This is a genomic window from Citrobacter sp. S46_ASV_140, from assembly GCF_018919545.1.
GTDB lineage: Bacteria > Pseudomonadota > Gammaproteobacteria > Enterobacterales > Enterobacteriaceae > Citrobacter > Citrobacter braakii.
This window is the reverse complement of the sequence record NZ_JAHLRC010000049.1, coordinates 1-13,345: the sequence shown is the minus strand read 5'-3', so window position 1 is coordinate 13,345 and position 13,345 is coordinate 1. Positions and strand designations below refer to the sequence as shown.

Genomic DNA, 13,345 nt, shown 5'->3' with positions numbered 1-13,345 from the left:
GTTTATGTCGCCATCCGGCAGCGCAGAATCACATGCGCATCCCTACCGCCAGACGGTTAAAGCAGTTCATCAGGCTAATAGCAAACGTCAGATCGCTAATCTCTTTCGCGCTAAAATGGTCGAGCAGCGGCAGATAAACGTCATCTTCGGCATGGGTGCTGGCTATATGGGTGACGGATTCGGCCCACGCCAGCGCCGCACGCTCCTGCTCGCTGAAGTGATGACTCACCCGCCAGCCTGCCAGCGCGTCCAGTTTGGCCTGCGCAACACCGGATTTGCGCAGCGCCTTACTGTGCATTTCCAGGCAAAAGGCGCAGCCGTTGATTTGCGAGACTCGCAGGTAAATCAGTTCCGTCAGCGTAGGTTCCAGCGCGCAGTTTTCCAGCGCTTTGCTGGCCTGAACCAAAGCGTTATAGATTTCAGGACTGAGTTCATAATAGGGCTGGCGTAACATTGTCATGGTATTTCTCCTCGTTTGGATGACCCGCAATGTAGCACTATAATGGACTGCTACAGAGAGCCATATTGTTGCCAAAAAAGCAGACCATAAATGCCACGCTATCAGCAAATCGCCCGTCAGTTAAAAAACGCCATTGAGAAAGGTGAACTAAAGCCAGGCACAAGATTGCCCTCCAGTCGGACCTGGGCCCAGGAGCTGGGGGTATCACGTTCGACGGTGGAAAATGCCTATGCCGATCTGGTGGCGCAGGGCTGGCTCACGCGGCGCGGGCAGGCAGGAACATTTGTCAGTGAGCAACTGCGACCGGAAAACGCACCTGTGTCTCCCGCCATCTTCGCCGGAGAAAACCCCAGGCCGCAGCCTTTTCAGATGGGATTACCCGCACTCGATCTCTTCCCGCGGGACGTCTGGGCGCGGGTGATGGGGCGGCGTTTACGCACCCAAACGCGTTTTGACCTGGCCGTGGGCGATGTTTGCGGCGAACGGGTTTTACGTCAGGTGATTGTCGATTACCTGCGCGTCTCACGCAGTATTGAGTGCCAGCCGGAGCAGATTTTTATTACTTCAGGCTACGCGGCATCAATGACGTTAATCCTGCGCGCTCTGTCTCAACCCGGTGAGGGGATGTGGGTCGAAGATCCTGGCTTTCCGTTGATTCACCCCGTGGTGGCTCAGGAGCGCATTGAGCTGATGCCGGTGTCGGTTGATGCCGATGGTCTGGATGTCTGTGCTGGGATCCGTGACTACCCGCAGGCGCGTTTTGTGCTGCTCACACCCGCACACCAAAGTCCGCTGGGCGTCGCCCTGTCATTAGACCGTCGCCACCAACTGCTTGAATGGGCGACTCGGGCGCAGGCGTGGATCATTGAAGATGATTACGACAGTGAATTTCGCTACCACGGTAAACCGTTGCCGCCGCTAAAAAGTTTGGATGCGCCCCAGCGGGTGATTTATGCCGGAACGTTCAGCAAATCAATGTTTCCTGCTTTGCGCACGGCATGGCTGGTGGTACCCCTGACTCAGGTCGAACATTTTCGTCAGCAGGCGGCGCTAACGGCCTGTAGCGTTCCGGTTTTATGGCAGCAAACGCTGGCGGATTTTATGCAAGATGGCCACTTCTGGCGGCACTTAAAACGTATGCGCCAGAATTATGCCCTGCGACGTCAATGGATGGAAAACGCGCTGAGCGAACAAGGATTTAACGTCATTCCTCAGGAAGGAGGGATTCAGCTGGTGATAACTGTCGACGGAGATGATGTTGCGCTAGTGCGCAAAGCGAATCAGGCCGGGCTGGCGGTTCAGGCGTTAAGCCGCTGGCGAATAACTTCAGCAGGAAAGGGGGGAATATTGCTGTCGTTTACCAACATCAGCTCGGTGGAAATGGCGCAGCAGGCGGCGTATCAACTGCGGATGTCGCTGACATAATTCTGCGCGGTTCTTAAGATATTCGTCCCACCATCGCCACTCGTTTATGGACTTTTCTGAAAGCGTTGCTAATGCTGAATCAGGTAAGGTAAGCCCGCAGTAAAAAAGATAACGAGGAAAATATATGTATTTACGACCTGATGAGGTGGCGCGCGTACTTGAAAAAGTGGGCTTTACCGTCGATGTAGTGACGCAAAAAACGTACGGCTATCGTCGTGGCGAAAATTATGTGTACGTTAACCGTGAAGCACGTATGGGACGTACCGCATTAGTTATCCATCCCACGCTAAAAGAGCGCAGCTCTTCGCTGGCGGAACCTGCGACGGATATTAAAACCTGCGATCACTACCAGCAATTCCCGCTATATTTAGCCGGAGAGACTCACGAACATTATGGTATTCCGCACGGCTTCAGTTCGCGAATTGCGCTTGAGCGTTATCTGAGTGGGTTGTTTGGCGACGTTAGTTCAAACTAATAATGCGACTGGCAGGGCCAGTCGCGAAGAGATCTGTCAGGCTTTAGCCTGGTGATAGCTGCTGACCTTAAACAGGCGGCGGCAATAATCAAGAAAGTAGCCATAGACCGCGCCCATCAGCATTGATACCACGATGTTCGAACTTACTGCAGCCGTAATCTGGTGCCAGTCGGCGCCAACCGTCAAAAGAATAATCACATACACTGGTGACTGGAAGGTAACATAAGCCAGCACGTCCGCCAGATTTTTCCCCCATCCTGCCTGCGTGGCTTTACGCGCCGCGCGCATAAACAAATCGCGATACATGCCGTATGGCCACGCGATCAGGATGTTGACGGGGATAGCCACCAGTCTGGAGTACAGAGACTGTTCGAAGCTCATTCCTGAAAGGAATATTTCGATCAACATGTTCACGACAGAACAATAAACAACCATCGCGAACGTGTCTGCTACTGCATGACGCAAGCGTGACTGCGGAGAGAACATGTTAATGCTCCTTGTAAAAAGGGAAAAAAAGGTTTTGAATACCTTCTTGCTAGTGATTTGTCTTGCTGCTTTCGCGTTTGAATAGGATATCTGCCTGGATAATAACTAGCAACTAGCTTAAAATTTTTATTTATTACCTTTTTGTCGATAAAATGCTCTGCAATGGTTTGTTTTTTGTTCGTTTTGGTGTTTTCGTTGCTGATTTAATTAAAGGCATTTTAGATCAATGGGTTATGGAAATTTGTTTTTCTGAATTTTTTGCGCTCCTTTTCTCAATGTTGACTAATGTGCAATATGTATACGCACCGGCTCCGCGTGATGTTGTGGCCTGTTTCTCGAGTGATACCCTGAGACTCCTTGCAGGTATATTTATAGCGACTAGCAGAGGAATAGAATATATCGCATAGGCGATATCAAAATGGATGCTATAAATACACGAATTAGCTTTTTTGATTAGTAATATGCGAATAAATTAGACTGGAAATATAATAAGCAGTTGCATACAATATTTAGTGTAATACCGTTTTTATGTTTTACGTTAAAGAGGTTTTGTTAATATGAGTTCAATGTTAAAAAACTTAAATAATATCCGCTCGTTGCGTGCAATGGCTCGTGAATTTTCCGTTGATGTGCTGGAAGATATGCTTGAAAAATTCAGGGTAGTGACCAAAGAACGCCGCGATGAAGAAGAACAACTACAGCGCCAACGTGCAGAACAGCAGGAAAAAATTAATACTTTGCTGGCGCTGATGCAGGCAGACGGGATCAATCCGGAAGAGCTGCTGAGCATGACGCCTGCGATGGCAGGTTCAGTTAAAAAACGTCAGCCGCGCCCGGCGAAATATCGTTTTACCGATCTCAATGGTGAAACAAAAACATGGACCGGACAGGGTCGCACACCGAAGCCAATTGCCCAGGCACTGGCTGCCGGTAAATCTCTTGATGACTTTTTGATCTGATTATTAATGCGGTGAGGGCGACCTCACCGCTTATTTTCAGCAAACGCCAAAATCACCCTCTTCGGTATATCGCGTCACGTCAGCTGCTTTTAGCGTGAATTTTTCGCCGCTTTCATTACTGGCGTGTACCGCCACAATGTGATCGCCATTGACTTCGACAACTTTCAGTTTAGGTCCACCCATGCGTGGTTGAACCAGATCGCCAGGTTTAAACATATTGCTCTCCTTTATTTATCGCAGAACTCACCATAGATCACGTCAATCAGCGGGTACAGCGCAGTTTCAATGATTACCGCTTAATGAGTACGTCGGTTCCAGGGCATGATATCCAGCAATCGCGCCATGCCGCAAAAGCCGGTCACGCCAGCGAGTATTAGCCCGGCGCCCACAAAACCGCTCAGCAGGAAGAAGGCGCTGCTAACGGTGTAGCCCAGAATGACGCCGAGTAAGGCAAGGCTGCCGGCGGCTATCTGCACCTGGCGCATCAGCGGTAACGGTTGTGAACGATCTTTTGCCACCGGAAAACCTGCGGCTTTCCAGCCGTCAATACCACCTTCCAACAACCAGACCTGCGCAGGCGCGGCAATAGCGTTCAGTTTTGTCGCCGCGTTTTGTGTACGTTTGCCTGACTGGCAGTGAAAAATCACCTGCCCGGCGCGTAAATTCGCAGGCAGCGATCCCTGCTCTAGCGTAGGTAATGGTGCCAGATGCGCCTCCGGAATATGCTCGTACAGATACTCGTCAGCATCGCGGGTATCAATCAGTTTTGCGCCTTGTGCGACCAGCGTCTGCGCCTCGCGCGGGGAAATCGTCCCAATGGTCATGATGGCTCCTTATGGGCAATACAGTGTTTTTAATGTGGCGATCAGTGAATTCACGGCCGCATTTTTGATGGAGTACAGGATGCGCTGGGCATCGCGTTGGCTGTCTATCAGGCCCTCTTCGCGCATACGCGCCAGATGCTGCGAAGTGGCGGAAGGACTCAGGCCGGTAACACGGGCTAATTCGCCCGCGCTGGTACCGGGTGAGCCGCAGAGCATGCACAAAATCAGCAACCTTTTCGGGTTACTCATCGCTTTTAGCAGGGCGGCAGCCTGCTCAGCGCTGGCCTGGAGTTGTTCAAGTTCAGTCATATGTATTTAAGCATGTTCTAAATTAAGCTTATTCTAAAATAATCGGTCAACGTACGCCAGCGTAAAGAGCGTAAAGGAGGGTAAAACAGCAGGGGAAGGCTGGCAGAGTTAGGTACACTGACTATGCTTAGAGATAAAATCTCTTTTTAAACAATGAGTAACTTTTTGCTTGTATGGAGTGTGTATGGGTTTCTGGAGAATCGTTTTTACTATTATTCTGCCCCCGCTTGGCGTGCTGCTGGGGAAGGGGTTCGGCTGGGCATTTATCCTCAATATTGTTCTGACGCTGCTGGGCTACATCCCGGGTCTGATCCACGCCTTTTGGATACAAACGCGTAACTAATTACCTTTCTACTACGGCGCTTTGGCGCCGTTTTCTTTGCGCTCCTTACTCCTCTGCTACACTTCCTGGTGTTGATTGTTAACTACTGAGGTGGATATGGGACTCTTTAATTTTGTAAAAGATGCGGGTGAAAAACTGTGGGATGCGGTTACTGGCAACCATGACACTGCCGATCTGGCAAAAAAGGTACAGGAACACCTGAACAAAACGGGCATCCCGGATGCGGATAAAGTGAACGTCCAAATTAACGAAGGTAAAGCCACCGTTTCTGGCGATGGATTAAGTCAGGAAGCGAAAGAAAAAATCCTGATTGCGATTGGTAATATCTCTGGTATTGCCAGCGTCGACGATCAGGTAAAAACTTCTGCGCCGGCGAGTGAAAGCCAGTTTTATACCGTAAAATCAGGAGATACCCTGAGCGCTATTGCCAAACAGGTATACGGTAACGCCAACCTGTATAACCAGATATTTGAAGCGAATAAACCGATGCTGAAAAGCCCGGATAAAATTTATCCAGGGCAGGTTTTGCGTATTCCAGAACAATAAGAATGTTCAGGCTTATTGCGTCAGCAATTTGCCGGACATCGCTTGTTGAATAATCGGAATGGGCGTCAGCAGGTGCTGGCGCATTAATTCGCTGGCACGTGCGGCATCGCGTGCCAGAATTGCTTCGGTCAGCGTTTGGTGCTGATCGTGTTTATCTTCCAACATCTCCACCGACAGCACCGTCTTTCGCAGCCAGATAAACCGGTAGCGCGCCGCCAAATCGAATAGCCGTTCGCGCATTTGCAGCAGATACTGTGAACCGCAGCCAGCGACAATTGCCGAGTGAAAAGCCTGATGGCGCTGATCCCACTCGTCGAGCATCTGTTCACTGGCGTCAACGGCTTCAAGCTTGCCGAGCATATGCGCCCGCGCCAGAATTTCAGCTTCCCAGGCGTCGCCGCCGCGTTCAATGGCCAGCGCGACCAGCATGGCTTCCATATTGGCGCGGGCATCGAAAATATCGAGTAACTCCTGTTCGGACATTGGGGCGACACGATACCCTTTCTGATTGACCACCGTGACCAGCCGCTCGGCAACCAACTGCGAAAGCGCTTCGCGTAACGGTCCCACGCCAAGCTCATAGCGTGAGGTCAGCAGGCTCATACGCAGTTTTTCATCAGGCTGATACACACCGCGGATGATGTCGTTTTTCAGCCAGCGGTATCCATCAATGGCCGTCGGTTGGGGAATGGCGGTCATGGTCTTACTCCTGAACGGTTTTCCCGGCCTGCGCCGGGAAAAGGTTTAATGCGTATTTTGCAACGGTGCTTTTTGCCACGATAGCAGTTTTTTCCAGCGTGACATAATAGGCACGGTGCAAATAATTCCTATGGCTAACAACCCGGTAGAGATAACTTCCAGTTGTTGAGCCGGGCGAAAGAGCATCACCACCAACACAAAGATAATAAAGGCGATTACCAGCCAGGTAAGCCACGGATAGAGCCACATTTTCAGTTTAATTTCACCGCCTCGCGCCAGCAGGATTTTGCGCATCCGCAGTTGGGAAATTGCAATCACCAGATAAACCAGCAGGGCGATGGCACCGGAGCTGTCGATCAGGAATTTGAACACCTTGGCCGGGGCGTAATAGTTGACCACCACGGTGAGGAACGCGGCACCCGTAGACAGCAACACCGCCACATAAGGCGTTTTACTCCGGTTCGTTTTACCCATAAAGGCGGGAGCATCGCCACGACGGCTCAGGGAGTAAAGCATACGCGAGGACGTATACAGCGCGGAGTTCAGACAACTGGTTACCGACAGCAATATGACACAGTCCATGATCAGCTTCGCGTGTGGAATATGCAGTAACTCCAGCACCGAGCGGTAAGAGCCCACCTCTTTCAGTCCCGGCATGTTCCACGGAATCAGCGCGACGACCACGAAAATAGAGCACAGATAGAAGATGGAGATACGCCAGATAACCGAGTTGGTGGCGCGGACGATGTGCTTATCCGGGGTGTCGGACTCGGCGGCGGCGATGGTAACAATCTCTGCGCCCATAAAGGAGAACATGGTGATTAGCATCGCGCTGATCACCGCGCCAAAGCCGTTGGGCATGAAGCCGCCCTGATCCCACAGGCGCGAAACTCCGCTGACCTCGGCATAGGGATAGAAACCGCTAATCGCCACCGCGCCGAGAGTGATAAACGCCAGAATGGCAATCACTTTGCACAGCGCCAGCCAGAACTCGAACTCACCGTAATTTTTGACGCTCAGCAAATTACTGCCGGTTAATGCCAACGTGATAACCAGAGAAAACAGCCAGATAGGAATGCCTGGAACCCAGGAGTGCAGAATGATGGCGGCGATATTCGCTTCCAGCGGGATAACCAACACCCAGAACCACCAGTACAGCCAGCCGATGGTATAACCCGCCCACGGCCCGATGGCCTTATCGGCGTAGGTGGAAAAGGAACCGGTATCCGGGGTGGCAACGGCCATTTCGGCCAGCATGCGCATAATCATTACCACCAGCAATCCGGCGAACAGATAGGCCAGTAATACTGCGGGACCGGCTTCTGCAATCGCCACGCTTGAACCCACAAACAAACTTGCGCCGATAACCCCGGCAATAGACAGCATGGTGACGTGGCGTGATTTCAGCCCGCCCCCTAAATCATGTGATTGTGACACTTGCCCCATCTTTTAAACCTCTCGAAAGTATTTCACTTGGGAGAGCACCCCGGCATTCCCGCGCCGGGGCACGCGTATTTATTGTTATTGACCCTGTCTGCCGGATGGCGGCTCCGCCTTATCCTGCCTGAGGATTGCGTTTTTTATTGGTCGAATGCGGTGTTAACCCTGCTTCGCTTCGGCAAAACACTGAGCGATAATGTCCAGCCCCTGGCGGATTTGGGCATCTTCAATGGTCAGTGGGACAAGAATGCGCAGTACGTTGTAGTAAGGTCCGCAGGAGAGCAGGATCAGCCCTTTATCGCGCGCACGCGCGACGATTTCCGCGGTCAGTTTGGCGTCTGGTTTCGTGTGATCGCCGTCTTCAAACAGTTCGATTGCGATCATCGCTCCCAGCCCGCGTACATCGCCAATCTCGCGGTGGGTTTCCGCGATAGCCAGCAGGCCTTCGCGCAGGGTTTGCCCCAGCTCGTTGGCTTTTTGCAGCAGATTTTCCTGTTCGAAAATATTCAGTACCGCCAGGGCGGCGGCACAGGCAATCGGGTTACCGGCATAGGTACCGCCCAGACCGCCCGGTGGGATTGCGTCCATGACTTCGGCGCGCCCGGTCACTCCCGCCAGCGGGAAGCCACCGGCGATAGATTTGGCGAAGGTGGTGAGATCGGGCGCAACGCCCATCTGCTCCATAGCGAACAGCGTACCGGTACGGCCCGCGCCGCTCTGTACTTCATCGGCAATCAGCATGATGCCGTGCTCGTCACAAATGGCGCGCAGACGTTGCATAAAAGCAGGAGAGGCGGCGTAAAAACCACCTTCGCCCTGGACGGGCTCAATCACGATGGCGGCAACGTCTTCCGGAGCGGCATCATTTTTGAAGATACGGTGAATGCTGGCGATAGCATCGTCTTCACTGATGCCGTGCAGCGGGCAAGGATAAAGCGCACGATACACGTGGCCCGGCATCAGTCCCATTCCTGCAGAGTACGGATTTACTTTCCCGGTCAGCGACAGGGTGTAGTGGGTACGACCGTGGTAAGCGCCGCTGAAGGCGATAGTGCCGGTTCGTTTGGTGGCGGCGCGGGCGATTTTCACCGCGTTTTCCACCGCTTCCGAGCCGGTTGTCACCAGCAGGGTTTTTTTGGCGAAATCGCCCGGCACTTTCTTATTCATGATTTCGCACAGCTCCAGGTACGGCTCATAGGCCAGCACCTGGAAACAGGTATGGGACAGCTTTTTCAACTGTGCTTCTACCGCAGAGACGATCTGCGGGTGCAGGTGGCCGGTGTTCAGCACCGCAATACCGCCAGCAAAATCGAGGAATTCACGGCCTTCAACGTCCCAGACTCGACAGTTTTCTGCACGCTCGGCAAAAATAGGGTGGATTTGTCCTACGCCACGGGGAACGGCGTTGCTGCGACGTTGCATAAGTTCTTTGTTGGTGCTCATCAGGTGTTCTCCAGTATTTATTTTATTAAAGGCCGATGCACATATATTTGATTTCTAAGTAGTCTTCGATGCCGTATTTCGATCCTTCACGGCCAAGACCGGAGGCTTTGATTCCCCCAAACGGGGCGACTTCGTTGGAGATAATGCCGGTGTTAATCCCGACAATGCCGTATTCCAGCGCTTCGCCAACGCGAAAGACGCGGCTCAAATCACGGGCGTAGAAATAGGCGGCCAGACCAAACTCAGTGTCATTAGCCTGAGCGATGACGTCAGCCTCGTCCTTAAACCGGAACAGCGGAGCCAGCGGGCCGAACGTCTCTTCTTTGGCGACCTTCGCGTTGTCAGGCACATCCACCAAAATGGTGGGCTGGAAGAAGTTGCCGCCGAGTGCGTGAGGTTTGCCACCCGCGATAATGCGCGCGCCTTTATCCAGAGCATCGGCGATGTGTTCCTGCACTTTGGCTACCGCTTTCTCGTCGATCAGCGGTCCGGTGGTGACGTCAGGTTGCAGACCATCGCCGAGGTGCAGTTTGCTCACTGCCTGCTGGAGTTTTTCGGCAAAACGGTCATACACGCCGTCCTGCACGTACAGGCGGTTGGCGCAGACACAGGTTTGGCCAGCGTTACGGAACTTCGATGCCAGTGCGCCTTCTACGGCTTTATCGAGATCGGCATCGTCAAAGACGATAAACGGCGCATTGCCGCCCAGCTCCAGCGACACTTTTTTGATGTCTTTGGCGCACTGCTGCATTAACTGACGGCCAATTTCGGTTGAGCCGGTAAATGACAGCTTGCGTACCAGCGGGTTGCCAGTTAGCTCGTTGCCGACCGCGCTCGCTGAACCGGTCACCACGCTGAAAACGCCTGCCGGGATCCCGGCGCGATTGGCAAGCTCTGCCAGCGCCAGTGCGGAGTAGGGGGTCTGGCTGGCCGGTTTAAGCACCATTGTGCAACCAGCCGCCAGCGCCGGACCGGCTTTGCGGGTAATCATCGCCGCGGGGAAGTTCCACGGTGTAATCGCGGCGGTAACGCCGATCGGCTGTTTGATGACGATTAGGCGTTTGTCGGCCTGGTGGCCGGGGATCGTATCGCCATAGATACGTTTGCCCTCTTCGGCAAACCACTCAATAAAGGAAGCGGCATAGGTGATTTCACCTTTGGCTTCTGCCAGCGGTTTACCCTGTTCCAGGGTCATCAGACGGGCGAGATCGTCCTGATGCTCAATCATCAGGTTGAACCAGCGGCGCAGGATGTTGGCCCGCTCTTTGGCGGTCAGCGCACGCCAGGCGGGCAGGGCGCGGTTAGCGGCGTTAATTGCTTCGCGGGTTTCATCCGCCCCCATTTTCGGTACGCTACCTAATTGCTGACCGTTGGCGGGGTTGGTCACCGCGATGGTCTCGCCGCTGTTGGCGTCACGCCAGTTGCCGTCGATCAGTGCCTGCTGGCGAAATAAGGTTGGATCGTTAAGTTGCATAATTGCGTCCTGTCTAAATCGTTTTAACGGGTGAATGCGGCGTGTAATGTTTCCACGCTACGTGCCGCACGTAGCGTGCGTCCGGGATTACTCTGGTTCTCCAGCAGCGCATGAACTTTGCTGACAATATGCGCGCCGATAGGGATCGCCGACGTTGCTGCCGGAGAAGGCGCGTTACAGGTGTGAATTGAGCGTGGCGTGGTGACAAACAGGAAATCGTCGATTAGTTTGCCGTCCGGTGATACAGCCTGTGCCCGCACGCCAGCAGGCCAGGGCTGCAGATCCTTGAGCGTCAGACTCGGGCAGTACTTTTGTACCAGCCGCAGATAACCGCTTTTGCACAGCGAATTCTTCATTTCGCCAAGTCCTGAGCGCAGGTTGTTTTGCAGCACGCGACGAATGCCGGAAGAGCTGAGGATCTCCAGCGTATCGCTGAGCGAGAAGTCGCGTTTACGGTAGCCTTCACGTTTAAATGCCAGTACCGCGTTGGGGCCCACGGTGACGCTGCCGTCAATCATCCGGGTCAGATGAACGCCGAGAAACGGCATCGCCGGGTCGGGGATGGGGTAGATCAGATGGTTGACTATCTGGTTATGTTCTGACGCCAGACGGAAATATTCGCCACGGAACGGACAAATGATAAAGCCGGGTTCAACGCCGAGCATTTTCACTAGTCGGTCCGCCATCAGGCCAGAGCAGCTAATCAGCGTCGCTCCCTCAAATTCCTGACCCTGACGGGTATGTACGACAACGCCCGCAGCGTGCTCTTTTAGCGCGCTGACCTCAGCGTTGTAGATAATCTCACCGCCTTTGGCCTGAAATATCTTCGCCATCGCGGCGGTGACTTCGCGGTAGCTGACGATCCCGCTCGACGGAACAAAAATACCGCCCAGCCCGGTGATGTTGGGTTCACGCTCGCGAAGCTCCTGCGCATTCAGCCATTCGCGCTCAAGGCCGTTAGCGGCGGTGCGATCCCACAGCGCGCGCATGCGCTCCATTTCCAGTTCGGAGGTGGCAACCAGCATTTTTCCGCAGACGTCGTAGCGGATGCCGTTTTGATCGCAAAAGGCTTTTGTGGCGCGATTTCCGGCCAGGCAAAACTGCGCCTTCAGGCTGCCGGGGGTGTAATAGACCCCGGCATGAATTACGCCGCTGTTGTGACCCGTCTGGTGACAGGCCGGGCCGGACTCTTTTTCCAGCAGCGCGATTCTGGCGTCCGGATAGACATCAATCAGCTGCATGGCGGTCGACATGCCGATAATGCCGCCGCCAATAATCACAAAATCATACATCCGCTTTATTCCTTCGAACTTACTGATGGGTCTGGTAGTGGTTTGTCGCGTAAGCGAAATAACCACGCTGGCGCATCAGTTCGCGGCGCAGGTCAGGATGCGAGGTGAAGCGATCGCGACCGTGCAACCAGAACAGGTTGTTGATTAGCAGGAATTTACCGACTGAAACCGGAACGGAAATAATGGCCTTGCTGGTTTCCAACGCATCGGACAAATCGCTCAGCCAGACGCCTTCTTCATAATCTTTAGGCTGGACGAACTGGTCGATGTAGCGCATCACCGGGCGGCCTTGCTGGTCAACGTCAAACACCGGATGGAACACTTCCTGGCTGACGTTTTTGCTTGGCGGTGCGGCAAAGCGCATGGCGCGACGCGCCAGCGGGTGGGTAAAGTACTGATCCAGATGTTCCCAGTCGTCGAGGTGCAGCAGCAGCGAGTTACCGCCGGTCATGTTCTGCTCGTCAATCTTCATCATCAGCACATAGTCGGTGATTTCTTCGAGGTAGGTTCCGTCGTTATGCAGCTCCATTACACGGTGCGGCTGGCGCAGATAGCTGTCTGAGTTATCAACGTTTTTCACCACAAAACGGGCATAGTATTGACCGCTCATCGCATCAAAATTGGAGCGCCCGATAAGATGCGCTACCGCCGTCGCCAGCTTGACCATCTCTTCAGCCTGTGCCACATCATCCACGCCAACGGCGTTGATCAGCAGTGCGCCTTCGGCACGATCGAGCAACGTTTTCAGCAGCAAAGGCTGCAACTGATTGCCGCACAGGTCGTCGAGGATCTTGCCCACTTTGAAGCGCAGGAAGGATTTGTATTCCAGTGCCTGCACCGGCCACTGCGCTACGGCTTTCAGAAATTGCTCAGTGGTCTCAGCGGAAAAAGTCAGCTCCAGCAGGCGTGGGGACTGGGCTGATGGTTTCAACGTGAAACCGCTGTAGTGCTGGGCTGGATCATCAGCGTTCGGTTTTACGGCAGTCAGTGCGTTCATCAAATCGTTCCTCTCAGTAGATTGTCAGGGAGATATGGCGCAGCTCGTTTCGTAGCCATAAATTAAAAATATCTACATTTTTGAAAAACGCGCACAGAATGAGCTTGTTTGTTTATTATTTGTGATCAAAAACAACAATTATTTAACATTATAAAAAGTGAGGTTAAGTGCGG

The 13,345-nt window shown here is 53.2% G+C and carries 16 protein-coding genes; 5 read left to right on the top strand and 11 right to left on the bottom strand.

Features of this window, described 5'->3' with window-relative positions; genetic code table 11:
- Nucleotides 1-28: 28 nt before the first annotated feature.
- Nucleotides 29-460 (bottom strand): carboxymuconolactone decarboxylase family protein, encoded by a 432-nt coding sequence (locus KQJ19_RS13790; RefSeq protein WP_016154147.1) that lies wholly within the window; start codon nucleotides 458-460, stop codon nucleotides 29-31.
- 90 nt (nucleotides 461-550) lie between these two features.
- On the opposite strand from KQJ19_RS13790, the gene KQJ19_RS13785 reads away from it, so the two are divergent.
- Nucleotides 551-1,885 (top strand): PLP-dependent aminotransferase family protein, encoded by a 1,335-nt coding sequence (locus KQJ19_RS13785; RefSeq protein WP_216403761.1) that lies wholly within the window; start codon nucleotides 551-553, stop codon nucleotides 1,883-1,885.
- 124 nt (nucleotides 1,886-2,009) lie between these two features.
- On the top strand, nucleotides 2,010-2,360 hold the full coding sequence (locus tag KQJ19_RS13780) for a DUF2002 family protein (protein WP_016154145.1): 351 nt from the start codon (nucleotides 2,010-2,012) through the stop codon (nucleotides 2,358-2,360).
- A gap of 36 nt (nucleotides 2,361-2,396) precedes the next feature.
- On the opposite strand, the gene alaE is transcribed toward KQJ19_RS13780, so the two are convergent.
- Nucleotides 2,397-2,846: an L-alanine exporter AlaE gene (gene alaE / locus KQJ19_RS13775; RefSeq protein WP_016154144.1), complete on the bottom strand. Its 450-nt coding sequence runs from the start codon at nucleotides 2,844-2,846 to the stop codon at nucleotides 2,397-2,399.
- Nucleotides 2,847-3,403: 557 nt separating this feature from the next.
- On the opposite strand from alaE, the gene stpA reads away from it, so the two are divergent.
- A complete protein-coding gene (gene stpA, locus KQJ19_RS13770) occupies nucleotides 3,404-3,805 on the top strand; it encodes a DNA-binding protein StpA (RefSeq protein WP_153690102.1) in 402 nt (133 codons plus the stop codon).
- Between the two features lie 36 nt (nucleotides 3,806-3,841).
- Here the strand turns inward: stpA and KQJ19_RS13765 are convergent, their stop codons facing one another.
- The 3 genes from KQJ19_RS13765 to KQJ19_RS13755 all read right to left on the bottom strand — a co-directional run bounded on the left by KQJ19_RS13765 (nucleotide 3,842) and on the right by KQJ19_RS13755 (nucleotide 4,938).
- A complete protein-coding gene (locus KQJ19_RS13765) occupies nucleotides 3,842-4,021 on the bottom strand; it encodes a hypothetical protein (RefSeq protein WP_016154141.1) in 180 nt (59 codons plus the stop codon).
- A gap of 80 nt (nucleotides 4,022-4,101) precedes the next feature.
- Nucleotides 4,102-4,629 (bottom strand): rhodanese family protein, encoded by a 528-nt coding sequence (locus KQJ19_RS13760; protein ID WP_216403760.1) that lies wholly within the window; start codon nucleotides 4,627-4,629, stop codon nucleotides 4,102-4,104.
- 9 nt (nucleotides 4,630-4,638) lie between these two features.
- Nucleotides 4,639-4,938, bottom strand: a complete 300-nt coding sequence (locus tag KQJ19_RS13755) for a metalloregulator ArsR/SmtB family transcription factor (protein ID WP_016154139.1) — start codon at nucleotides 4,936-4,938, stop codon at nucleotides 4,639-4,641.
- Between the two features lie 184 nt (nucleotides 4,939-5,122).
- Between KQJ19_RS13755 and KQJ19_RS13750 the strand changes: the two genes are divergently transcribed.
- Nucleotides 5,123-5,281, top strand: a complete 159-nt coding sequence (locus tag KQJ19_RS13750) for a YqaE/Pmp3 family membrane protein (protein ID WP_003037242.1) — start codon at nucleotides 5,123-5,125, stop codon at nucleotides 5,279-5,281.
- Between the two features lie 96 nt (nucleotides 5,282-5,377).
- On the top strand, nucleotides 5,378-5,827 hold the full coding sequence (gene lysM / locus KQJ19_RS13745) for a peptidoglycan-binding protein LysM (protein ID WP_016154138.1): 450 nt from the start codon (nucleotides 5,378-5,380) through the stop codon (nucleotides 5,825-5,827).
- Between the two features lie 12 nt (nucleotides 5,828-5,839).
- On the opposite strand, the gene csiR is transcribed toward lysM, so the two are convergent.
- The 6 genes from csiR to glaH form a co-directional block, all read right to left on the bottom strand.
- Nucleotides 5,840-6,526, bottom strand: a complete 687-nt coding sequence (gene csiR, locus KQJ19_RS13740; RefSeq protein WP_047358821.1) for a DNA-binding transcriptional regulator CsiR — start codon at nucleotides 6,524-6,526, stop codon at nucleotides 5,840-5,842.
- A gap of 45 nt (nucleotides 6,527-6,571) precedes the next feature.
- Nucleotides 6,572-7,972 (bottom strand): GABA permease, encoded by a 1,401-nt coding sequence (gabP, locus tag KQJ19_RS13735; protein WP_016154136.1) that lies wholly within the window; start codon nucleotides 7,970-7,972, stop codon nucleotides 6,572-6,574.
- Between the two features lie 153 nt (nucleotides 7,973-8,125).
- Nucleotides 8,126-9,409 (bottom strand): 4-aminobutyrate--2-oxoglutarate transaminase, encoded by a 1,284-nt coding sequence (gene gabT / locus KQJ19_RS13730; protein WP_101700153.1) that lies wholly within the window; start codon nucleotides 9,407-9,409, stop codon nucleotides 8,126-8,128.
- Nucleotides 9,410-9,434: 25 nt separating this feature from the next.
- Complete coding sequence (gene gabD, locus KQJ19_RS13725; protein WP_016154134.1) at nucleotides 9,435-10,883, bottom strand: NADP-dependent succinate-semialdehyde dehydrogenase; 1,449 nt, start codon at nucleotides 10,881-10,883, stop codon at nucleotides 9,435-9,437.
- A 23-nt stretch (nucleotides 10,884-10,906) separates the two neighbouring features.
- Complete coding sequence (lhgO, locus tag KQJ19_RS13720; RefSeq protein WP_016157289.1) at nucleotides 10,907-12,175, bottom strand: L-2-hydroxyglutarate oxidase; 1,269 nt, start codon at nucleotides 12,173-12,175, stop codon at nucleotides 10,907-10,909.
- Nucleotides 12,176-12,194: 19 nt separating this feature from the next.
- Nucleotides 12,195-13,172, bottom strand: coding sequence for a glutarate dioxygenase GlaH (gene glaH / locus KQJ19_RS13715; RefSeq protein ID WP_016154132.1), 978 nt, complete (start codon nucleotides 13,170-13,172; stop codon nucleotides 12,195-12,197).
- Between the last annotated feature and the right edge of the window lie 173 nt (nucleotides 13,173-13,345).